Annotated in this window: 14 protein-coding genes; 5 read left to right on the plus strand and 9 right to left on the minus strand. The window is 71.9% G+C overall.

Going from position 1 to position 21,721, the window contains the following annotated elements; translation table 11 throughout:
- Positions 1 to 235: 235 nt before the first annotated feature.
- Positions 236 to 763, minus strand: coding sequence for a peptidylprolyl isomerase (locus FMEAI12_RS06825; RefSeq protein ID WP_071063993.1), 528 nt, complete (start codon positions 761 to 763; stop codon positions 236 to 238).
- A gap of 416 nt (positions 764 to 1,179) precedes the next feature.
- Here FMEAI12_RS06825 and FMEAI12_RS06830 point away from each other — a divergent pair, with 416 nt between their 5' ends.
- Positions 1,180 to 1,902 carry a hypothetical protein gene (locus FMEAI12_RS06830; protein WP_071063995.1) on the plus strand — a complete coding sequence of 241 codons (723 nt, stop codon included), beginning with the start codon at positions 1,180 to 1,182 and terminating at the stop codon, positions 1,900 to 1,902.
- 102 nt (positions 1,903 to 2,004) lie between these two features.
- On the opposite strand, the gene FMEAI12_RS06835 is transcribed toward FMEAI12_RS06830, so the two are convergent.
- The 3 genes from FMEAI12_RS06835 to FMEAI12_RS06845 all read right to left on the minus strand — a co-directional run bounded on the left by FMEAI12_RS06835 (position 2,005) and on the right by FMEAI12_RS06845 (position 7,747).
- Complete coding sequence (locus tag FMEAI12_RS06835) at positions 2,005 to 3,540, minus strand: MFS transporter (protein ID WP_306769274.1); 1,536 nt, start codon at positions 3,538 to 3,540, stop codon at positions 2,005 to 2,007.
- 69 nt (positions 3,541 to 3,609) lie between these two features.
- Positions 3,610 to 5,412 (minus strand): FAD-dependent oxidoreductase, encoded by a 1,803-nt coding sequence (locus tag FMEAI12_RS06840; RefSeq protein ID WP_112105378.1) that lies wholly within the window; start codon positions 5,410 to 5,412, stop codon positions 3,610 to 3,612.
- A 79-nt stretch (positions 5,413 to 5,491) separates the two neighbouring features.
- Positions 5,492 to 7,747 (minus strand): hypothetical protein, encoded by a 2,256-nt coding sequence (locus FMEAI12_RS06845; RefSeq protein WP_235013774.1) that lies wholly within the window; start codon positions 7,745 to 7,747, stop codon positions 5,492 to 5,494.
- Between the two features lie 965 nt (positions 7,748 to 8,712).
- On the opposite strand from FMEAI12_RS06845, the gene FMEAI12_RS06850 reads away from it, so the two are divergent.
- Positions 8,713 to 9,858: a universal stress protein gene (locus FMEAI12_RS06850; protein ID WP_112105380.1), complete on the plus strand. Its 1,146-nt coding sequence runs from the start codon at positions 8,713 to 8,715 to the stop codon at positions 9,856 to 9,858.
- A gap of 24 nt (positions 9,859 to 9,882) precedes the next feature.
- Here FMEAI12_RS06850 and FMEAI12_RS06855 read toward each other — a convergent pair whose 3' ends face one another.
- From FMEAI12_RS06855 to FMEAI12_RS06865, 3 genes are all read right to left on the minus strand, one after another.
- A complete protein-coding gene (locus FMEAI12_RS06855) occupies positions 9,883 to 11,670 on the minus strand; it encodes a C2 family cysteine protease (RefSeq protein ID WP_112105381.1) in 1,788 nt (595 codons plus the stop codon).
- Between the two features lie 141 nt (positions 11,671 to 11,811).
- Positions 11,812 to 12,984: a phosphotransferase family protein gene (locus FMEAI12_RS06860; RefSeq protein ID WP_235013775.1), complete on the minus strand. Its 1,173-nt coding sequence runs from the start codon at positions 12,982 to 12,984 to the stop codon at positions 11,812 to 11,814.
- 74 nt (positions 12,985 to 13,058) lie between these two features.
- Positions 13,059 to 14,228: a phosphatase PAP2 family protein gene (locus FMEAI12_RS06865; RefSeq protein WP_112105382.1), complete on the minus strand. Its 1,170-nt coding sequence runs from the start codon at positions 14,226 to 14,228 to the stop codon at positions 13,059 to 13,061.
- Positions 14,229 to 14,979: 751 nt separating this feature from the next.
- Between FMEAI12_RS06865 and FMEAI12_RS06870 the strand changes: the two genes are divergently transcribed.
- From FMEAI12_RS06870 to ahcY, 3 genes are all read left to right on the plus strand, one after another.
- Positions 14,980 to 15,186, plus strand: a complete 207-nt coding sequence (locus tag FMEAI12_RS06870; RefSeq protein ID WP_112105383.1) for a DUF1918 domain-containing protein — start codon at positions 14,980 to 14,982, stop codon at positions 15,184 to 15,186.
- Positions 15,187 to 15,616: 430 nt separating this feature from the next.
- Complete coding sequence (locus FMEAI12_RS06875; protein ID WP_112105384.1) at positions 15,617 to 18,214, plus strand: RND family transporter; 2,598 nt, start codon at positions 15,617 to 15,619, stop codon at positions 18,212 to 18,214.
- A 214-nt stretch (positions 18,215 to 18,428) separates the two neighbouring features.
- On the plus strand, positions 18,429 to 19,865 hold the full coding sequence (gene ahcY / locus FMEAI12_RS06880; protein ID WP_071064009.1) for an adenosylhomocysteinase: 1,437 nt from the start codon (positions 18,429 to 18,431) through the stop codon (positions 19,863 to 19,865).
- A gap of 132 nt (positions 19,866 to 19,997) precedes the next feature.
- Here ahcY and FMEAI12_RS06885 read toward each other — a convergent pair whose 3' ends face one another.
- A complete protein-coding gene (locus FMEAI12_RS06885) occupies positions 19,998 to 20,645 on the minus strand; it encodes a hypothetical protein (protein WP_112105385.1) in 648 nt (215 codons plus the stop codon).
- Positions 20,646 to 20,827: 182 nt separating this feature from the next.
- On the minus strand, positions 20,828 to 21,535 hold the full coding sequence (locus FMEAI12_RS06890; RefSeq protein ID WP_235013776.1) for a GNAT family N-acetyltransferase: 708 nt from the start codon (positions 21,533 to 21,535) through the stop codon (positions 20,828 to 20,830).
- Positions 21,536 to 21,721: the final 186 nt, after the last annotated feature.

Here is a 21,721-nt window from a genome sequence, read left to right on the forward strand (position 1 = left end):
GGCCGGCGGCGGGCGGCGGCTCGCCTGCGGCGGGCAGGGGGGACGCGGGACGCGGGATCTCGGCTTCGCCGGCACTACCGGCCCCACCGGAACCCCCGGGCGCATCAGAAGAGCCTTCCGGCGCACGGGTCGGATCACCCGCTGGCGAGTCCGTCACCGCCGGACCCGCCGCGCCGGGCACCTGCGATCATCCCGGTCGGTCGCGCGCGCCGCCCCTGCCCTCATGATCGACGCTTCAGGCCGGGCGGCGTTCGACGACGATCTCCTGAACCACCACGTCGGTCTTGGGGCGGTCCTGAGCGCCGGTCGGCGTCTTACCGATCTTGTCGACGACGTCCGTCCCCCGGGTGACCTCGCCGAAGATCGTGTGCTTGCGGTTCAGCCAGTCGGTGGCCGCCGTGGTGATGAAGAACTGGGAGCCGTTCGTGCCCGGGCCCGCGTTCGCCATCGCGAGCAGGTACGGACGGTCGAACCGCAGGTCGGGGTGGAACTCGTCGGCGAACTGGTAGCCGGGGCCGCCCCGGCCGCTGCCGAGCGGGTCGCCGCCCTGGATCATGAAGTTCGGGATCACCCGGTGGAAGATCGTCCCGCTGTACAGCGGCACACCGGTCTTCTTCTCGCCGGTCGCGGGGTCGGTCCACTCCCGGGACCCGGTCGCGAGCCCGACGAAGTTCTTGACCGTCTTCGGCGCGTGATCCGGGAACAACCTGATCTCGATGTCGCCCTGAGTCGTGCGCACCGTCGCGTACAGCTCCTCGGCCATGGGGCCTCTCTTCTCTCCGTCTTTTCGGCACGTACGGCGTGTCCTGGCCCCGATCGTATGCCGCACCTCCGACCGGAACCTGGCGCGCCGCCCGCGGCCGGCTCCCGGACATCCCGACAGGCACGCCGGACGCCGCCCCGGACCCCGGGCCGTACCCGAGCGGCACCACGGTCCGCACCCACACGGGACCACCGGTAACCGTCGGTACCCGGGACAGCACAGGGCATGTGTCACAAGGGTAGGTGACACGACCCGACGTCCCGCCGCGTTGTTAGGAGCCACCGAACGGGGTACGGGACACTGCACAGATCTTGACGGCGCGTATCAACACACGCCGGTGGAGCCGTGGCCGGCCGCCGGGCGCGATCCGGCACCAGGATCGCGACAGGCCACGACGCAATAAGCGAAGGGATGCCATGAGCACGACACTCAAGGACAGGCTCGCGCACGTGACGGACGCCGCGCCGGTGAGCGGGCTCCCTGGCGCGGCGAAGAACGCGGCGGATCGCGCCGGCGCGGCGGCGTCGAAAGCCGCGTTGAAGGCCGGCAGCACCGCGGGCTCGGCGGCGCACGCCACCCGTGACGCCAGCAGCACACTCGTGCACCGGGTCTCCGACGTCTCCGGCGCCGGGGGGACGGCCGCGGGCAAGGCTGCCGGCAAGGCCGCGGGGCTCGCCGTCGGCAAGGCGTCGGCGGTGTCGGGCCGGACGGCCCGGCGGATCGAGAAGGCCCGCTCCAGCGCGGAGCTGTCGGCCGAGCGGGCGCGGATGGCGACCGAGCTCCGGTTGGAGAAGTCGCGGTCGCGCAAGGCCGTCCGCTCCGAGTCGAAGGCCCGCCAGCGGGCCGACCGCGCTCAGGAGCTACTGGAGAAGCGACTGGAGAAGGCCGAGGTGAAGCTCGCCCGGGTGCACCGCCGCCGGCGGCGCGGAGTCGTGACGCTGTTCCTCATCGGCGTCGGCGCGGCCGCCGCCGTCGCGGCGCGCCGCTACCTGGCCAGCGCCGACACCGAGACGATCACGGCCGAGCCGGTCACCCCGCTGCGCTCCGACCTCGCCGACGGCGTGAGCCCGGAGGTCACCTCCGGGCTCGAGGAGATGCCCGGCGTCGACACCATGACCGAGGCTGGCCGGCGCACCTGACCGGCGCGTGGTGCCCGGCCCTTCCTCGGGCCGGGCACCGTCTGCCGTCGGCTCAGACGCCCCGCTGGTTCCGATGCCGCCGGCTCGTCCGACGCCGTCAGTTCAGACGTGGCCGGGAACGGGCTGGGATGCGCCCTCGGCTGCACCGGCCGACTCCAGCCGGCCGGCGGCCGACGTGATCATGAACAGCCCGGCGAGCATCGCTGCCAGGCACATCCCCGCCCCGACCAGGAGGGCGTCGGCGTACCCGGCGACCGAGGCCTCGATGATCGCGGCAGGCGAGGGCCTGGCCGACCCGGCGGCGCTGGCCGCGTCCGCCGCGTGGTTGTTCGCCACCGTGCTGGCGACCGTGGCGAGAACCGCCAGCCCGATGGCACCGCCGACCTGCTGGGTGGTGTTCAGCAGACCGGAGGGCAGGCCGGCGTCAGCCGCGTCCACGCCGGCAACCGCGACGGCGGTGAGCGGGACGAACGAGATCCCGACCCCGAAGCCGAACAGCACCGTCGCGGGCAGCAGCAACGTGGGGTAGGACGAGTCCGCCGACAGGGTCGACAGCCAGAAGAGCGCCCCCGCCGCGATCAGCGGGCCGATCACCAGCAACGGCTTCGCCCCGAACCGGCCGAGCACCTGGCCGGAGACTCCCGCCGCCACCATGATCGCGATACTGACGGGCAGGAAGGCGAAGCCCGTCTGGAGCGGGCTGTAGCCGAGCACGCCCTGCACGAACAGGGTGAGGAAGTAGAAGACACCGAACATCGCCGCGGCGACGGCGAGAATGATCAGATTGGCGCCGCCGCGATCCCGGTTCCGGAACAGCCACAGCGGAACCAGCGGCTCGCGGCACATCGCCTCCCGGAGGAGGAAGAGCCCCAGGAGCGCGACCCCGCCGATCAGGCAGAGCAGAGTCAGCGCGTCCGACCATCCGTGGGTGGTCGTCCTGGTCAGGCCGTAGACGCCGACCGTCACACCGGCGGTGACCCCGACCGCGCCGGGGAGGTCGAACGTTCCCGTCCGCCGGGGTGCCTCGGTCAGGACCCGCGGCGCCAGCAGGGCCACGAGCAGGCCGATCGGCGCGTTCACGAACAGGACGAAGCGCCAGGACAGCAGGTCGGTGAGGACGCCGCCGAGGATCAGCCCGATCGCGGCACCCGATCCGGACATCGCGGCGTAGATGCCGAACGCCCGGTTCCGTTGCTGGCCCTCCGGGAAGGTGGTCGTCACCAGCGACAGTGCCGCCGGTGCCGCGATCGCGCCGCCGACCCCCTGTACGACCCGGGCGACGTAGAGAAAGGCCGGGGTCGTCGCGAACCCGCCCACCAGCGACGCCAGGGCGAACAGCAGGACACCGACCACGAACATCCGGCGGCGGCCCAGAATGTCGCCCGCCCGGGCGCCGAGCATCAGCAGGCCACCGAACGCGAGGGTGTAGGCGTTCAGGACCCAGGGCAGGTCGACCTCGCTGATCCCGAGATCGTCACGCATGCTCGGCAGCGCGACGTTCACGATCGTCGCATCGAGAACGATCATCAACTGTGCCCCACAGATGACCAACAGGGCGAGACCGAACCGCCCCGACGTGCCGGCCGGCGGCTGCGGTGTTGTTCCTGTGTCGGGTGGAGTCGACATGCCTGGGAACATAACCGGGGCCGCCGACGGAATTCGGCCAGAGACTGCCGCCAGCCATATCTCCAGGAAATGTGACTCTGATTACATATTGTGAGGAGTCTCCCGGCCACCGCCAGCTACCACATCCCGGGGAATATCCGTATTCGTCCTGGTCAGGGCACTTATTTCATAATGTCCCGGTGCGTCCGCGGGCACCGCCGGGTTCCGCGGTACCACCGGCGCGATCCGCCGGTACGCCGCGCCCACCGGCGGGCGGGGGTCGGTGTCGCCCCGGTTCGGCCAGAAGGCCATCGCCCGCTCCGCCATCGCCGTGATCGTCAACGAGGGGTTCACCCCGAGGTTCGCCGGCACCGCCGAGCCGTCCACAACGTGCAGGCCGGGATGGCCGAAAACCCGGTGATACGGGTCGATCACGCCCCGGGCGGGATCAGCGGCCAGGACCGCCCCGCCGAGGATGTGCGCCGTCAGCGGGATGTCGGCCAGCTCGGTGATCGCGCCGCCCGGATGCCCGCCCAGCCGCTCCGCCACCAGCCGCGCCGCCTGGTTGCCCTCCGGTATCCAGGTCGGGTTGGACTCCCCGTGGCCAGCGTGGCTCGTCAGCCAGGACGTCCCGAACGGCCCGCGGCGCCGGCTGACGGTGAGCGAGTTGTCCCGGGACTGCATGACGAGAGCGATCATGGTTCGTTCCGACCACCGCCACGGCAGGGCGAGCAGCGTGAGGTACGGGCGGCGGGCCAGCAGCAGCAGGTGCTTCGCCCAGCGTGGCAGGGAGCCGCCGCCGTCGGTCATGGCACTCGACAGGAACGCCATGAGGTTGCTGCCCCGGCCGTACCGGACAGGTTCCACGTGCGTGTGATCGTTCGGGTAGAAGGACGACGTTATGGCCACCCCCCGGGTGATCCGCTCATCCGGCCGCAGCCGGGTCGCGCCCAGGATCGCCTCGGAGTTCGTCCTGGTCAGGTGGCCGACCCGGTCGGAGATGCCGGGCAGGTGCCCCTCTTCGCGCATGCCGAGCAGGAGGCGCTGGGTTCCCAGGGCGCCCGCGGCGAACACGACCTGGCGGGCCGTCCAGCGCCGCGCGTCCCGCCGCCGGCTGCCGGTGCGCACCGTCTCGACCTCGTAGCCACCGCGCCCGTCGGGGCGCACCGAGCGCACGGTCGTGTCCGCCACGATGCGGGCGCCCAGCCCTTCGGCCAGGTGGAGGTAGTTGCGGTCCAGGGTGTTCTTCGCGCCGCGCCGGCATCCCGTCATGCACTCGCCGCACTCGACGCAGCCCGTCCGGGCCGGGCCGGCGCCGCCGAAGTAGGGATCGGGAACCGTCACCCCCGGCTCGCGCTGGCCGTCGCGGCCGAAGAACACGCCGACGTCGGTCAGGCGGAAGGTGTCCCCGACGCCCATATCCCGTGCGACGTCCCGGAAGACCTCGTCCGCCATGGTCATCGACGGGTTCCGGGTGGAGCCGAGCATGCGCTCGGCCTGGCCGTAGAACGGCCCGAGCTCGGCACGCCAGTCGGCGATGTCCGCCCACTGGGGATCGTCGTAGAAACCGTCCAGGGGCCGGTACAGCGTGTTCGCGTAGACGACCGATCCACCGCCGACCGCTGCTCCGGAGAGCACCAGCACCCGCCCGAGCAGGGTGATCTTCTGGATCCCGTGGCACCCGAGCCGCGGCAGCCACAGGTACCTGCGGATGTCCCAGCTCGTCTTCGGCAGTGTCGCCGGGGTGAACCGGCGGCCGGCCTCGACGACCGTGACGCGGTAGCCCTTCTCGGCCAGGCGGAGCGCGGTCACGCTGCCCCCGAACCCGCTGCCGATCACCAGGACGTCGCAGTCGTCCCGAGGCTCGATGTCCGCGCCCGACCGCTCGGTCTCGTCGCCGCCCATGTGCCCCATCATGCCGCCAGGCATTCAGGTGCGCCGGGGCGCCGGGAACGGAGCGTGACGGACGACCATCGCGCTCTACTCAATCTTCCGTGAGCGGCTCCGCTTCCTGGCTCGTACCGTTCTGCACGCCCGCGGTGCCCGGCGGGGTCTGGGCCGATGAGCCCTCAACAATCGAGTCACCGCCCACCAGGTCACCAGGCTCCGAGTCACCGGCTGCTGAGATACCGGCCGTCTGGAGTCGCTTCGCCTCCTCGTTGCGTCGGGCCTCCTCCGCTCCGGCGGCCGCCGCCGCGGCGATCGCGGCGAGATCCGGCGGCGGGGGCGGCGCGGCAGGCGACTGCTCCACCGGGCCCGCCCGATTCACCTGACTAGCCGATTTAGCCGAACTCGCCTGGTTCGCCACGACGTCCGAGGTCGAGGCCGGACGGGCCGGCGGCGCCGGAGGGTTCGCGGCGGGGGAACGCCCGGACCGCGCCGAACCCGCCTTCGTCGCGGCGGCGGTGGTGACCGCCGCGACCGGACCGGCCGGTGGCGGTCCGGCGGCCCGCACCGGGGTGGACGTTCTCGCGGACGCCCCCGCCGCGGACGGCCCAGGCGCCGACGGCGGTGCCGGTCGCGGCGGACGCTCCGGGGCGGCCCGCCAGCCCAGGCAGGACTTGCAGCCACACTCGGTCACGCCCAACGGCAGCCGGTCCATCCGCCACCGGATGTTGTCGGCCACATCGTCGCCGTTCACCCAGACACCGTTGGCGACGAAGTTGACCAGGTGGGTGGCCAACTCCACCGGAGCCCAGTCGCCTTCGGAGAGAACCTCGTAGACCCGCCTGTCCAGCTCCGCGAAGTCCTCGACCTGGCGGCGCAGCATCTTCGCGAGGATTTCGATCACCTGGCGGGTTGCCATCCGGATCTCGTCCACGACAGGTGACTCGACCGGTTCCGGCTCGGCTTCCGACTCCGGCTCCGGTGCCGCTGCCTGCGGCTGCGGCTGCGGCTGCGATTCAGGCGACGGTGCCTCGGCGGTCGGCGCAGTCGTAGCCGGCGCAGTCGTAGCCGGGGCGGGCGCGGGCGGCTGAGGCGCGGGCATCGTCGGCTGGGACGCGGGCGCGGTCGGCGCAGGGGGCTGAGACACGGGCGCGATCGGCCCGGGCGCCGTCGGCTGAGGCGCGGGCACGGGCGGTGCAGGTGTGATCGGCGGCTCGGCGCTCGTCGCGACCCCGCGGAGGGAGGCCTCCGGCGCCCGGGCCGCACCGGCTACCCGCTCGCTCACGGGAACGATCGGCCGCGGCCCGAGTGAACGGCCCGAGGCCGCCGATGCCGAGATGGCCGACGCGGACGCCGACTGCGCGGACGCGGACTGCGCCGTCGCAGAAGGTACAGACGATGAAGGCGCAGACGCCGACTGTGCGGACGAGGCTGACTGTGCCGTCGGAGACTGTGCCGCGCCGACGGCCCCTGTCGAGATGTCGGACACTGCGCGGACCGCGCCGCCCGCTGTTCCGGCAGCGACGTCGGAGCCCATCTGGCCGCCACCGAACGGCACGTAGCTCGTCTCGCCGACGGCCATCGGGCGCGCCTCGTCCACCTGCTCCGGGCCGGCCGCGGAGGCTGTGTCTCCCACGGTCACCGGCGCCACCGAGGACGCGGCCACGATCACGTCCGTGACCGCCGACGGGGGGAGCGTGCGCGGCTTGCGCCGCACCCGGACAACCCCGCGGCCGCCCGCGCTGTACGTCGCGCGCTTGCGGCGGCGGACGAGCGCCGGCCGCTCCAGGGTTCCGGAGGCGAGGCACCCGGAGCCCCGGCCGGGCTCCGACGGCCCGCCCGGTGCCGGGGGGGTCGTGAGCATGCGATCGGACGACGTCACCGCGGCGAGGCCGGGGGTGCGGCGGGCCGGCGCGGCGGTCGCGCCAACCAGCTCCGTGTCCCGCTGCTCGACGTCCTCGCCGGCAAGCCGGTAGCCGCCCGCACGCGCGACCGCGACGGGCACGCTCAGCAGGTACCGCGCCGGCCGGCCGGCCGCGGGCCGGGTGATCGTCACGAGCCAGCCGTTCGCCCGCAGCAGCGACAGCTGCCGCTGCACGTGGGTACGGCTGAAGTTCGTCTGCTCGCAGAGCAGCGACAGGCCGGGCGAGGTGACGTAGGCACCGCTCGGCGCCGGCCGGTCCGCCGGGGCGCAGTGCGTACAGATCGTGAAGGCGACGAGCTTCATCGCGGGCGTGACGCCCGACTTGACGTTCAGGAGAGCGTCGTGCCAGTCCGCCGTGCTCGCGACCGGGACACCTCGATCGGGAGTACTGACCATCACTAGGGCGCCAGGAATGACTAACTGGGTCATGGTGTCGGAAGCCACGTTCCTCCTTCCCTCAGATGGCGGGCGTCTCCCGGTGCCGGAGGCCGCCGCCCCCGCGGCTCCTCCGCTCGCGACCGACCGGTCACGGGTACGCAGCCGCCGACTGGCGCGTTCGATGGTCTTTGGTATCAGTCGTGGAGGCCGTCCAGTGATGCTGAGATCGCGTTGTTGTGCGGTCTCGTAGTTGTCCGATCGCTTTATCGGGCATTTAGCCAGGAACTCAGGGTGCGCGCTCCCGGGGGCACGACGCTCACCCCCGGAGCGCGCAGGTTGTCGAATGCACCTTTGTCATCTGAGCCAGGCCGCTCCGGCAGCACCCGGAACCCCGGCGGGGAGACAACGATACGCGGGCCTTCGTCCGCTCACGTACGTTACTCCGCCCCCCGCGGCGACGCGCCGGGGCCGACCACCGCCCACCCACGTCCAGAACACAGCTCCCTCACCGCGTCGTGTGACCGCGAAGTCACCGGGTGCTCCAACCATCGGCGGTGACCTCGATGCGCGGACGCAGAGCATACAAAGAGCGCACACCGGCCGGGGAGGGAATCGTCCGTGACAGTCCGGAATGATCGGCACCACCCGGTTGGGCCCGCCGGCTCCGAGCCAGACTGCGCACAGCGAGGCCACACTCCGGCCACGGCGCATGATTCGATCGAATTTTCTCTGCTGCGCCGAGGTCAAAAACCTCTCGCGAATCACAACGTTGAGGATCTTTATTCGCAATCATCGGCACACATCAGAGTCGAGCTCAACCCAAAAAAGCGACAACTGATTGATGTCACAGCGGTGTCCGGCCGCCCACCACCCCCACCCGGCAACAACGATCTGCTCGCCAGACAGCTCGGGTTCCCGCTCGACGAGCCGGGTAGGTCCGCTCCGACGGCACGTCCCGCCGCCGTCGCCGAGGCGCGACCCGGGACGGACAGATCGCGCCGAGCAGGAGGACAACGATGACCGACGGCGCCCTGACCGGCACGCAGGCGGACCAGACCCCGGAACGAACCGGCGCGCCGGCGACCGAACGGCACAGCGGTCCTACGGTGGGCACAGCAGCCGACATCGTGGTCGGGATCGACGGATCCCCCGGCTCCGCGGCGGCGTTGACCTGGGCGGTCGCCGAGGCCGGCCGGCGCGGCCTGCGGGTGCGCGCCGTCCTCGGGTCCTGCGCCGACGAGCAGCCCGCCGCCGTACGCAGGTCCGCCGACGCGATCGCCGGGCCGCACGACGAGGCCACCTTGGCCTTCGCGGCCAGCCACCTCCTGCATGAGACGATCAGTGCTGCCCCCATCCCCGCGGGACTCGAGGTCCTCGAGGAGGTGGTGGACGCTCCTGGCGCCGAGGCCCTGCTCACCGCCGGCCGGGACGCCGCCATGATCGTCGTCGGAGCGCGCGGGCGCGGGCTCCTGCACCGCCTGCGGCTCGGATCGGTGAGTACGTCCGTGGCCGTCCATTCCCCCGTGCCAGTGGTCGTCGCGCGACTCCCCCGTTCGGGGGATGCCGGCGAGCCCGATGCGGACGGCCTCGCCGGTGCCGGGCCGGTCGCCGACGGGCGGCTGAGCCCCACGAGCGCACCGGGGCAGGGCCCGCCGCACCGGCGGCCGGTGGTCGTCGGGGTCGACGGCTCACCCAACTCGCTGGCCGCGCTGCGGTGGGCCGCGGTCACGGCGGCACTGCGTGGGGCACCGCTGCATGTCATCCACAGTTGGCTCGCCGCGGTCCCCCTCCCGCTCGCCGAGACGTCCGGGGAGATCGTGCAGGCGCTCGAAGGCCAGGCGCGGGCCGTGCTGGACGAGTCCATCGAACAGGTCCTCGGCCCGATCCCCGGCGGCGAGCCAGGGGAGCCCGCCGAGCCGGGCGGTACGGAGCCCGCCGTGCTCCGGCTCGCCGCTCCGGCGCCCGGCTCCGGGGAGATCGACGTCTGCCGTCAGCTGGTACCCGCCTCTGCCACCCGGGCCCTCCTCGAGGCCAGCCACGACGCCGACCTGTTGGTCGTCGGAGCCCGGGGCAGGGGCGGATTCGCCGAGCTCCTCCTGGGCTCGGTCAGCCACCAGACGATGCTGCACTCCGCCGCCCCCGTAGCGATCATCCGGGCCTGACACCTGACGCCCGGAGAAGGCCGCTCAACGAGGCGGCGGACCGCGGCCGGTCGAAGCCCACTGGACGCCCGCCAGCGCCGGCTTCAGGCCGTCCCAGTCGCGCCAGTCCAGCCGGTTGTCGGTGCCGGTCTGATCCCACGGGTTGCGGAGGAGGACCTGCCTCGTCCGCGCGTCCGCCTTCAGTACCGCGTAGGCGTGGTTGGGCACCAGCCCGCAACCCGGCGGCGGGTCCGAACGCGTCACGACGGTCACCACCCCACCGGCTGCCAGCCTGGCGGCGAGCTCGTCGACACCCACGGCGGACGGCGGGCGGCGGGCGGCGGTTGTGCCGGTCAGGTACTCCATCGCGGTGGCGGGGTCACCGCCCTCGAGACGCGCGTAACTGCCGGCCGTCCGCGCCCAGGCCTTCTCGTAGAGCGCGGCCCAGAGCTCCGGCTCGCCCGCGGCGTTGTCCGCGTCCGCGGCGATCTCCTGCCCGGCCTCCGCCCGGGCAGGCAGGCTTCTGGTGACCGTGACCGGGACCGCGCCGGTAGGAAGGTGGACGGTGACGCTGACCGTCCCGTTCGGGTTCTCCCGCAGATTGCGGCGCAGCAGCCCCGGATCGGCCTGCGCGATACCGATGAGCGCGGCCAGGAGGTAGCAGTCCCCCACCGCGCCCTGGCCGACGTCCGACGGGGTGACACCGCTCGCCCAGACCGGATCGCGACCGTGGTCGCGCATCGTCAGGTCGCCGGTGGACGGCGGATGCCCCGCGGTGTACGCCCACGGCCGATACCGCCCGCCCATGGACGGTTCGAGGCCGGGGAACAGCCGCGCGATCTCGGCCACCATCGACGCCGGCGCCCCGCGCAGGAGCAGGTCACCAAGGGAGAGGACGGCCGGCAGGAGGCCCAGCGTGCGCAGCTCCACCCGGGTCGGCGCGATACGGACCGCGGCGGCGAGCACCTCCAGCGGGCGCCCCCGCAGCCCGCCGATGACCGCCCGCAGCTCGGCCGGGCCGAGCCGGCCCAGCCGGGTGGACAGCTCGCTCAGCTCACGCGGATCGAGGCGGAACGGGTCCGCGCCGATCGACGCGGTCAGCTCGGCCACGGTGCGCGCTGTGTCCGCGCCCGCCGACCGCGGTTCGGTGAGCCGGGCGGCGTGCTGCATCTCGGGACCCGGCGCCCGCTCCACGGCCGGAGCGGATGTCGCAAACCCGCCGGACCCGCCGAACCCGGCAGACGCGCCAGACGCGGCGTAGGCCAGTCTGCCGTCGATGGCGCCGGCCATGTCGGGTGCCTCGGCCGCCACCCGGTCTAGGCCCCGACAGCACCCCTCCGCCGCCAGGGCACCACCCATGTCACCGGGCAGGGCGTGCGCCACGCGCCTGACCTCGGCCGCGAGCCGGGCCGCGTCGTCCGCGGCACGCCGGAGCCGGCGGGCCAGCTCCGCGAGCCGCTCCGGAGAGAAGGCAACGCCCACGACGGCCGGATGAGAGACGGGCGAGCGCGGGGCGCTCACCGCCGCCGGCCCGAGCGTCACGGCCCCCCAGGCGCCCCGAGCCGCAAGGAACTCCAGACGCACCGCCTGCTCCCGCGCCGCACGGGCGCCGGCCGCGAGCGCGGACGTCCACTCGTCGATGCGGCCATGGCAGCGGCGCTGCCAGGGTGACCGCCAGGTCTCGTCGTCGTCCAGGACGATCACCGGCGCAAGCAACGACGAGCTCTCCACCGCGACCCGGCGCAGCACCGCCGCCGCGGCGGCGACCGGAGCCCCTTCGGCCCACTGCCCTTCGATCCACTGCCCTTTGATCCGCTGCCCCTTGATCGACAATAGTCACACTCCGACCACATCTGTGACACGAAACGTGATGATCAACGGTATCCGCGTTCCACCCGCGGTGGACCAGCGCGTCGGTAGAGGACAACAGACAGTTCCGCCAGTCAGAGCAGCGGCCGCAGGTCGAGGGCGGCGCTAGAGGCCGGCCGCCGCCATCACGCGCAGGCACCGCTTCTCGAGGTGTGTGACGACCTGCCAGTACTCGCGGAACGCCGGGTTGGTCGTCTGGCCGTGGTGGTAGCGGAAGTAGATCTGCTGCGCGATGACAGCCAGCCGGAACAGCCCGAACACCTGGTAGAAGGGCCATCTGCCGACGTCCAGCCCGCGCCGTGCCGCGTAGTACTCGACGATCTCCGCCCGGGTGGGCATGCCCGGGCTGTGGGTCGGCTGGCGCCGGGTGAGCCGGAAGAGGTCGTCGTCGTCAGCCTGCACCCAGTACGCGAGGGCACCCCCGAGGTCCATCAGCGGATCGCCGAGGGTGGCCATCTCCCAGTCGAGGACGCCACTGATTCGGGGGAGGCCGTCGTCGTCGATACGGGCCACGTCGAAGACCACGTTGTCGATGCGGAAGTCGTTGTGGATGACGCACGTCGCGACGTCCTCGGGGGCGTACTCCATGAGCCAGCGCACGACGACCTCGAAGGAGGGCACGTTCGGCGTGCGGGCCTCCCGGTAGCGCCGGGCCCAGCCGGTCAGCTGCCGATCGACATACCCGGCACCGCGCCCCAGGTCGGACAGCCCGTGGGCGACCGGGTCGATGTCATGCAGGGCGACCAGGAGATCCACGACGTGGAAGGCGAGACGGCGCGTCCGCTCCGGGTCGAAGGTGAGTGAGCGCGGGAACTCCGAGCGCGGGATGACGCCGGGCACCCGCTCCATGATGTAGAACTCCGAGCCGATCACCGTGGGGTCGTCGCAGAAGGCGACCATCCGCGGGACGTACCGGAACGCCGGGCGCAGCCGGGCCTGCACCCGGTACTCCCGCGCCATGTCGTGTGCGCCGGACGCCTTCCGCCCGTGCGGCGGCCGCCGCAGGACGAGGTCGCGGTCCTCGTAGCGCAGGAGGTAGGTCAGATTGGACGCGCCGCCGGAGAACTGCCGGACCTGCGGGCGGCCCGGCGGCGGGATGGAACGGGCGACGGGCGGGCGCTCGGTCAGCACCCCCGCGCCGGTCGCGACCCCCATCTCGGCCGCGCCGACCGCGGCCCGCTCCTGCAGCCGGCGCCGAAGCCAGCCGTCCACCGCGGGTACGTCGAACGCGTCCTCGTCGCGCACCGGGCGTGACCCCGCGAGATCATCCACCGCCATCCGCCGAGCCTAGTGCCGGGAACGGCTGTCCGACCGAGGCATCGGCAGGAGTGACCGCGGACGATCGGCGGCGGTCAGCCGCTCTCGCCGTCGGCGGATTCCACCGCGGCGACGTCGGCCCGCGCCGCCGTGGGCGGACGGTCCTCCGGCTCGGTGCCGCCCGGTGGGAACGGACGCTGTGCGGGCAGGTCAGCGCGGGGAGGCCCGCCGCGCGCGGCGGGAAGCACCACCGTGAGGACCACGGAGGAGGGCACGCCCACCGGGTGGTCCGTACCCGTCCCGTGGTCTGTTCCAGTCCGCGGATCCGTATCAGTCGTGTTCCCGACACCCGTGCCGACACCCACGCCACCGAGGGCTCCGGACGGCGAGCCGGCAAGCGACGCGGTGGCCTCACCCGTCCGTCCCCACAGCCGCTGGCCGGCGGCGATGGTCCACAGTCGCATCCGGGCGTGCGCCTCGAGCCGGGTGAGCTGAACCGCCGTGGCCACCAGGCTGCCGCCGATCACGCCGTCCAGCCAGTAGTGGTTCGCGGTGATCACGACGACGACGGTTGTGATCACCGGGTGCGCGATGATGAGCCACCGCGCGCGTGAGCGCAGGATGCTCACCACTCCCCAGGCGACCAGGATCGACCAGCCGACGTGCAGGCTCGGCATGGCCGCGTACTGGTTGGCCACCGCGTCACCGGCGGTGTACGGGGACGGCCCGAAGACCGCGCCGGTGTCGACGAGGGTGACGTGCGGCAGTTCCTGCGGCAGGAACCGGGGCGGCGCCAGCGGGTACAGAATGTGGATCATGAGCGCGGCGCCGGTCGACACGAGGATCACCGTGCGCACCCGGGGCCAGTAGTCCCGGTGGCGGATCATCACCCACAGCAGGAACGCGATCGACGCCGGGAAGTGGACCCCGACGTAGAAGCGGTTCGCCAGCTCCAGCAGCTCCGTGGAGTGCAGCGCGAGCTGCTGGACCGCGGACTCGTTGGGCAGGTCGAGCAGGCGTTCCAGGCTCCAGACGTCCCGCGCGTTGGCCAGCGCCTCGGGCTCCCGGCCGACGGCCATCTTCCGCCCCATGCGATAGATCATGTAGAGCGCGGCGAGCAGCAGCACCTGGCCGGCGAAGAAGAGCGTCGTGGCCGCCACGCGACCGGTGCGGGTCGCCCGCCACCCGGCGCTCCCCGAGCCGACCGTGACAGACCCGGTCGCGGACCCGGCCCGCCCGTGCGAAGGAAACGGAATGCTCACCATGAGCCGCCCCGGTGCATCTCACGCCCTCCCGCCGACATGCCCCGTTAACCTCACGTTCTTACCGGCCGATCGGTAAGTAGAGCAAGCTCCTGGGAAGTGTGACCCCGCACTCATCCCCCGGAGACGGCCACGCACTGACTCTCAGTCGCCACGCTCGCTGCGGTCCGCCATCAGCCCGGCACGCATGCGACACGCCGGTCGCCACGACGGGTGACAGTGAGATAAACCAACGGCGAACAACCCTCGGCTATTTCCACCACATCGGGCACTTTCACCCACCGTCGTGTCAGATGCCCGACACCTGTCAGCCACACTTGTGCCCGGCTTGGGCACCGGCATGCCAACAACATGCGGATTCGGCGGTCCGTGGGCGAAGTGTCCGGACTGGACCCACCGTGCACGTCAGGGCGAGACATGGCGCACACCGGGACGTCGGAGCCGACGACTATAGCCGAAATCACATAGTCAGCTCACGGCCGAGGCCGCCGCGGCCGCCGCGGCACCACCCGACGTCCCGCCCCCCCGCGCAAAATTGATGAAACGGACCTTCGCGGCGTTCCTCCCCCTCCAAGCTGCCCGTGGCCGCGAACCGTGTTACTCCGGAACTACCGCTCCACCGGGGCGGCGCCGGCGCTCGCACCCCGGGCCGGCCGCGCCGGAGGAGCCCGCCGGACAGCCGTGGCGGGCGCGCAGCGATGCGCGTCGCCTCGGTCGGCGGCGTTGCGCACCAATGGCCGAAGGGAGACACATCATGTACGCATCCGTCGGGGACCGCTTCGTCGTCCACGGCCGGACGGTCGGGTGCCCTGAGCGCCATGGGGTGATCATCGAAGTCCGCGGCGTCGCCGGTGGCCCTCCGTACCTGGTCCGCTGGGATGACGGCCATGAGGGCCTGTTCTTCCCGGGTGCCGATTCCACGATCGAGCTGCGGCCGGCGCGGGAGCACGCGAGGGCCTGACAACACCTGATCTGACAGCACCTGACAGCACCTGACAGCAACCGAAGGCGCCCGTCGCCCGGTCCGCCGGGCGTCCGGGCACCTCGCCCGGATGTGACGGACGCTCCGCACATTTCCTGAGCGCCCACGCACGCTCGTCCGGACACCCGTTTTTCCGGAGATCGATAGACCGCACGTGCAGTGCCGATCCGAACCCGGCGCACCCGCTCGTACCGGCGGGACTCCTCCTACCAGGGGCAAAGTCCCGCTACCAGCATCAACTGGTCGGTGGTGAGCGGAGCCGTCCGAGGCCGTATGCCGGCCTCGGGATGATTTTCTCCCGCGCAAGGGGTCGGCATGCGGATGTGACGTGCGCTATACACCTTGGAAACCGTTCACGGACGGACCTCACAGGCCCCCCGCGAACATCTTCGATCCCCGGAGCAGCCTGATGCCAAGCTCGCCAGCGCCGTCCGACCCGTCCGCCCCATCTGGTGGGTCGGCGCGATTCTGGTCGGGCCTCGGACGCACGGTCGGCCGCCGGACGGGCGTGGTGGCCGCGGTGACCTTGATCATCACCGCGGTGCTCGGTCTCGGCCTGACCAAGCTGGAGTTCACCACCGGCCAGGACAACTATCTCAATTCCGACTCGCAGGTAGCCAAGGACAACGTCGCCTACCAGAACCTCTTCGGCGGCCAGGCGATGATCGTCCTGTTCACCACGAAGCCTGGCGCGGATCTCGTCGACCTCTTCACCACCGGCAATGTCGAGAAGTTCCGCGATCTCTCCGCGCGACTGGAGAAGGACCCGCGCATCGAGAGCGTGATCACCCCGCTCACCGCGCTGCAGTTCACCGCGAACCTGGTCACCAGCCCGGACGGGAATCCGATCAGCAGCCCGGCGGGGCAGATCCTGCTCGACGCCCAGAGCCGCGATCCGAATCCGGACTCCGCAAAGCGGCGGCTTGCCGACTCGCTGCGCACCCTGGAACGAATCAACGCGATACCCGCGGATCGGCGTGACTTCGACGATCCCGACTGGGCGGACTTCCTGCTGCACGACAACACCGGTGCCGTCCGCAAGTCGCTCGAGTCGTTCTTCCCGACCGACCGGACGGCGCAGATGATCGTCCGGTTGAAGGGGAACGCGTCCATCAAGGAAGAGGGCCACGGAGCGTCCGCCACCGAGGCCGCGATGCAGGACCTGACCTTCGACAACGCCGACGTCATGACGACCGGCGCCGCCGTGCTGCTCCGTGACATCAACGACTACCTGCGCGGCGGCTTCCTCACGCTCGGAGCCATCTCGCTGGTCATCATGGCCGGGCTGCTGCTGGTCGCCTTCGCCGTGCGCTGGCGGCTGCTGCCGCTCGGGGTGGTGGCGGTCGGCCTCGTCTGGGCGTTCGGGCTCGCGGGCTATCTGGGCGTGCCGCTGTCCGTCGTGACCATCGCCGGCATGCCCGTCCTGCTCGGGGTCGGCATCGACTTCGCGGTCCAGCTGCACAGCAGGGTCGAGGAGGAGGCACAGCTCGACCGGGCCCGCGATCCCGTCGCCGAGGCGCTGGCCCGGCTGATGCCGGCCCTGGCGGTGGCCACCGTCGCCGGAATCGTCGCGTTCCTCGCGCTGGAGTTCAGCAAGGTGCCGATGATCCGCGACTTCGGCGTCCTGCTCGCGATCGGCCTGCCGGTCATCGTCGTCGCGACCGTGCTGCTGAGCGCCGCCTCGCTCGGGTTCCGGGAGCGCCGCTCCCCCACCGCGCCGAAGGACTACTCACGAGGCCCGCTCGGACGCGCGGTGGTCGCACTCGGCTCGCTACCTCGGGTGACCGCCATCCCACTCGTCGTGCTCGCGGCCGCGATCTTCGCCGGTGGGCTGGTCGTCGAGGGCGACCTGAAGGTCCAGACCGACCCGGAGAAGTGGGTGAGCCAGGACTCCCAGGTCGTGCACGACATCCAGGACCTCAAGGCGCAGACGGGGTCCAGCAGCGAGCTGGGCGTCTACATCCAGTCCGGTGAGGTCTTCGACGACAGGACGGTGAAGTTCGTCCACGACTTCACCTACCAGCAGCTCAAGGAGCACCCCCAGAAACTGCTGACGGCGTCCAGCCTGGTGACGACGATCAGCTTTCTCATGGAGGTGCCCGACACCACGCTCCTCGCCCCGACCGGCGCGGACATCGAGCGGGCCTACCGGGTCACGCCGGAAGCGATCCAGAAGAGCACGGTCAACCTGGACGGCAAGGCACTCAACCTGATCTTCCGGACCGGGCCGGGCGCGCTGGAGGAACGCGCGGTCGTCGTCGACGACATCCGGGCGACGGTCAGCCCGCCCGAAGGGATCCGCGCGACGCCGTCCGGCCTGGCCGTCGTCGGCACCGGCCTGCTGGAGAACTTCGAGAAGAACCGCGTCGAGCTGACGTACTTCGCGCTCATCGGCGTGTTCCTGATCCTGCTGCTGTGGCACCGGAACATCGTCCGCGCGGTGGTGTCGGTGATACCCGTGCTGATCGCGGTGGGGCTCACCGCGATCGTCTCCTGGCTCGCCGGCTTCGACCTCAGCCCGCTGACGGCGGTCGGCGGGCCACTCGTGATCGCGCTGTGCACGGAGTTCACGACACTGATCGTCATGCGGCACATCGAGGAGCGCCGCCGCGGGCGCGACCCGCTGGCCGCCATCGAGGAGGCGGCGGCCCGCACCGGGCGTGCCTTCATGGTGTCCGCGCTCGCCGCGGTGATCGGGATCGTGGTCCTGGCGTTCAGCTCGTTGCCGCTACTGCGCGACTTCGGCCTGGTGGTGGCCCTGAACGTGGGCGTCGCCCTGCTCTCCGCGCTCGTCGTGCTGCCGCCACTGCTGCTGTGGGCGGACGAGCGCGGCTGGGTCTACCGCGGCCCGCGGCTCGCGGCCGGCGCGATCCCGCTGCCCACCCCGGCCCCCGCCGGCGCCGGGGTGGGTGGGCCGCCCGGGCCGGACGGCAGCTCGGCACCGCCCGCCGGCAGCTCTACCCCGCCCGCCGCGGGGGGCTCGGCCGGGCCCACCCCCGAGAGCTGACGGCGCGGTCGGCTCCGCCCTTACCGGGCGGGCCGACGGACCCGGTCCGGTGTGACGCGGCCGGACCGGGTCTTCGTCGTTCGGCACCCCTGTGGCACGCTCGACTGACTCGCGCTGTCGCGGCGGACGGCTGTCCGCCATGCCGGCAGCCCGGAAGCGGAACGTGACACCGCCGTACAGGCTCGGCAGCCACCGAGCGCAATGAGGAGAGGGCATGACTTTCGACTTCAAGGTCGCGGATCTCGCGCTGGCCGAGTTCGGCCGCAAGGAGATCCGGCTTGCCGAGCACGAGATGCCCGGGCTGATGGCCACCCGCGCCGAGTACGCGGCCAGCCAGCCACTCAAGGGCGCCCGGATCATGGGCTCCCTGCACATGACGATCCAGACCGCGGTCCTGATCGAGACGCTCGCCGCCCTCGGCGCGGACGTCCGGTGGGTGTCCTGCAACATCTTCTCCACGCAGGACCACGCCGCGGCCGCGGTGGTCGTCGGGCCGAACGGCTCCAAGGACGACCCGAAGGGCGTGCCGGTCTTCGCCTGGAAGGGCGAGACCCTCGATGAGTACTGGTGGTGCACCGACCAGGCGCTGTCCTGGCCGGACGGCGGCGCGCCGAACATGATCCTCGACGACGGCGGTGACGCCACCCTGCTCGTCCACAAGGGCGCCGAGTTCGAGAAGGCCGGCGCCGTCCCGGCGACCGACGCCTCGGACTCCGAGGAGTACGCGATCATCCTGGAGACGCTGCGCCGCACGATCTCCGAGAAGCCCGGCCGGTGGACGACGACCGCGACGTCGGTCAAGGGTGTCACCGAGGAGACCACCACCGGCGTGCACCGGCTGTACGAGATGGCGAAGGCCGGCACGCTCGCCTTCCCCGCCATCAACGTGAACGACTCGGTCACCAAGTCGAAGTTCGACAACAAGTACGGCTGCCGCCACTCCGTCATCGACGGGCTGAACCGGGCGACCGACGTGCTCATCGGCGGCAAGGTCGCGGTCGTCGCCGGCTACGGCGATGTCGGCAAGGGCTGCGCGGACGCGCTGCGCGGCCAGGGCGCCCGCGTCATCGTCACCGAGATCGACCCGATCTGCGCGCTGCAGGCCGCTATGGACGGCTTCCAGGTCGCCACGCTCGAGGACGTCGTCTCGACCGCCGACATCTTCGTGACGACCACCGGCAACTACGACATCATCACGGCCGCGCACATGGCCGCGATGAAGCACCAGGCGATCGTGTCGAACATCGGGCACTTCGACAACGAGATCGACATGGCCGGCCTCACGAAGACTCCCGGCATCGAGAAGATCAACATCAAGCCGCAGGTCGACGAGTGGGTGTTCCCGGACGGGCACTCGATCATCGTGCTGGCCGAGGGCCGGCTGATGAACCTCGGCTGCGCCACCGGCCACCCGAGCTTCGTGATGTCGAACAGCTTCACCAACCAGGTGATCGCCCAGATCGAGCTGTTCACCAAGACCGAGCAGTACCCGGTCGGCGTCTACACGCTGCCCAAGCACCTGGACGAGAAGGTCGCCCGGCTGCACCTGGACGCCCTGGGCGTCAAGCTCACGACGCTGACGAAGCAGCAGGCCGACTACATCGGCGTGCCTGTGGAGGGCCCGTACAAGCCGGACCACTACCGCTACTGAGCACAGGCGCTCGCCTCGCCGAGCCGCCGTGAACACGAGGGCCGTCCCGATCGATCGGGACGGCCCTCGTCGTCACCGGGCCCCGGCCTCCGTGCACCGCCCGGAGAGTTCGCGGCCCGCGGTGCGGGGAGCTCAGGCGGCCGGGACGCCGGGATCGGTCTGGGACCAGCACACGGTGGTCCAGACGACCGTGCCGGCGCCGTCCGAATCCGGCGCGGTGCCGCTGTCGGTGAACGCGCCGACCTCGGTCGCGCCGCCCTCGGTCGCGGGGCTGGTGGTCCCGGGGCTGGTGCTCCCGGGGCTGCCCGCGACCACGGACTGGGCGCCGGCCGGTGCCGACTCGGGATCCAGCGACGGGAGCGAGTACCAGCCGGCGGGCAGCAGCGCCCCGGAGTCCGCCACGACGTGCGTCTCGAAATCGGCCGGGATCACGTCAGGGACCACCAGCTCGGAGGCGCCGGACGGGCAGGTCAGGCCGGGTGTGTGGGTGACCTCGGCGGATGGCTGGTCCGTGCCCGACTCCGTGCGGCACAGCACCGCGGACCGGGGCGGCCAGAAGGACGCGGTGTGCGCGTAGTAGCCGCCCTCGAGCCGGACCGGCGGGCCGGGATCAGGTTCGTCGCCGGTGGCGGCGACCTCGAACTCCTGCCCGCCCGGGCACTCGGCCCCCGGGGTGCCACCTGCTCGGGCCGCCGTCTGGCCGGTGAACGCGAACGTGCCGGCGATCAGAACGGCCACGAGCCCCGCCCGGCCCACTGAGAACGATCGTGCGACGGTCATGGTGACACCCTCCCTCTACGGACGATCAGACAAACACGCCGGATGAACATCGGCGCCGAGTTCGTAGGCAACACACGGCCTGTCAGCTTGGCGACAGGGCACAGCCGGACCACCAGAGCCGCGGCGCGGCGACGCCCACCGCGCCGGCACCGGCGCACCAGCCGCGGCACGGCACCCCCGGCTCATGGCGCGACCGAGGCACGGCGGTACTCCAGTTCAGGTGCTCCCGCACGCTCCCGCGCCCCACGCTCCCGGCCCGTACGCGCGTAGCCGAGACGCGCGACGACGCGGAGCGCGTCCGGGGAGGCGCCGCGGATCCACAGCTCGCCGACCCCGGCGTGCCGTGGATCCCGACCCGGATCGAGGCGCGACCCGGGTTCGAGGTCGCGGCGCAGCCAGATGTGGTCGATGCCCGCCTCGCTGTCGCGCACCGGCCCGAAACGGGCGGGCCGCGGCCGGTAGCCGGCCCGCCGGTAGAACTCCTCGGCCCTTTGCTGCGCGTGCAGTTCGATCGCGGTCAGCCCCCGCTCGGCCGCCAGTTGCTCGAGGGCCTCGGTGACGAACTGCCCGAGGCCCCGCCCGCGGTACGGGCGCCGGACGGCGACCCGCCCGACCACGCCGAACCTCCCGCGCCCGGCAGCCGGCTCCTGGGCACCCGCCGGGGTGATCAACCGTGCCGTCGCGAGCACCACGCCGTCCGCGCCGAGCAGGACGGCGTGGTCGGCGCTCGCGTCCAGGACGTCGCGCTCCAGCTCCTCGGGCACGCCCTGCTCCTCGATGAAGACCTCGTGGCGCAGACCGAACACCGCCGCCGGCGGGACACCCGCGACGAGCACGAAGGTCGGACCGCCCCCGGGGGCGCCGGCGACGGCCAGCGAGGGGGGCGTCACGGAAGGAACCGGGCAAACGGTGGCGGAGGGTGCACGGTTTGCCAGTGTAGGCAGTCAATCTAGTGTCCCGGTCCGGAGATTCGCGCGCAGTAGTGCCCGATCGCGTCGATGATCTGGTCGGCGGTCCTGGTCCACTTGAAGGGCCTGGCGTTCTCGTTCCAGTGACTGATCCAGTTTTCGAGGGCC

Origin of the sequence: Parafrankia sp. Ea1.12 (assembly GCF_900465275.1) — a bacterium.
Lineage (GTDB): Bacteria > Actinomycetota > Actinomycetes > Frankiales > Frankiaceae > Parafrankia > Parafrankia soli.